The organism is Arhodomonas sp. KWT (assembly GCF_010993615.1).
On record NZ_WNXE01000433.1, the window covers coordinates 1 to 1,448 of the forward strand.

Sequence of the window (1,448 nt, forward strand, 5' to 3'; positions counted from 1 at the left end):
GGCCCGCAGGAGGACCCGTCCGTGGCCGAGCCGCCGCTGCGCATCTCCGGTGACGCGGGGCGCTACGACCACCGCGAGGGCAATGACGACTACACCCAGGCGGGGGAGCTCTACCGGCTGATGAGCGCGGATGAGAAGGACCGCCTGGTGAGCAACATCGTCGGCCACATCGGCGTGGTGCCGGTGGAGATACAGCGGCGCCAGCTCCCGCACTTCCACCGTGCGGACCCGGAGCTCGCCCGGCGCATCGCCGAGGGCCTGGGGCTGGACGTCGACGCCGTGGTCGCCTAGCGATCCGGTGATCCCCTGTCGGGGGCGGCCCCGCGCCGTCCCCGGTGCCACAGGGCAGGATGTTGGCTGCCGGGAGCAGCCAACCTACACGGCGCGGCGCCGCCCGGGACCCCTGCCGTAGGTCGGCTGCTCGAAGGCAGCCGACGTCCCCGGTGCGGGATATTGGCTGCCGGGAGCAGCCAACCTACACGGTGCGGCACCGCCCGGGACCCCTGCCATAGGTCGGCTGCTCGAAGGCAGCCGACGTCCCCGGTGCGGGATATTGGCTGCCGGGAGCAGCCAACCTACACGGCGCGGCACCGCCCGGGACCCCTGCCGTAGGCCGGCTGCTCGAAGGCAGCCGACGTCCCCGGTGCGGGATGTTGGCTGCCGGGAGCAGCCAACCTACACGGCCCGGCATCGCCCGGGACCCCTGCCATAGGTCGGCTGCTCGAAGGCAGCCGACGTCCCCGGTGCGGGATGTTGGCTGCCGGGAGCAGCCAACCTACACGGCGCGGCACCGCCCGGGACCCCTGCCGTAGGTCGGCTGCTCGAAGGCAGCCGACGTCCCCGGTGCGGGATGTTGGCTGCCAGGAGCAGCCAACCTTGTGTTTTCGACGGTAAGGGTTTGTAGCCCTTAGTGTCGGTCCCGGGGACGCCTGGGAGAGAGGGGAGCAGGGAGGCTGTAGCCAACCTTCGGCCTGCAGGACAGAGCCTGCGAGGTAGATTCGCCCCCTGCTCCCCATTTTATCTTTGTCGCATACAGCCCGAACGGTATCCAAGGCCTGAGGCACTCAGAGCCTGCACAGACAAGGTTAGGCCGCGACGAAGCGCTCCCGCACAGGTGCTCCCGCAACCCCTGCTTCGTGCTCAAAGGGAGGAGTCATGGCCGTCACCCTCGGCATCGATGTCGCCAAACACGACTTTCACGCCGCCATCCAGCCCCCCGGGCGCGAGCGCTGGCACGAGCGGCGCTTCCCCAACACCGCCGCGGGCGTGCAGGCCTGTCACCGCTGGCTCGAGTCACTCGGGCTCACCGAGGCGGTGGTGGCCCTGGAGGCCACGGGCATCTACAGCGAGCCGCTCGCCGAGCGCTTCTACGCCCTCGGCTACGGCGTGCACCTGCTCAACCCCGCGCAGGTCATCCACCACGCGCGCTCTGAGCTGCAGCGCGCGAA

At 70.3% G+C, this 1,448-nt stretch carries 2 protein-coding genes; both read left to right on the top strand.

Annotated features, from left to right (window positions below; all coding sequences use genetic code 11):
* A partial coding sequence (locus G7A99_RS19650; RefSeq protein ID WP_305792343.1) for a catalase-related domain-containing protein occupies positions 1-291 on the top strand: 291 nt, incomplete at its 5' end.
* Between the two features lie 864 nt (positions 292-1,155).
* Positions 1,156-1,448, top strand: a 293-nt coding sequence (locus tag G7A99_RS19655) for a transposase (RefSeq protein WP_163143408.1), incomplete at its 3' end; no start/stop codon positions are given.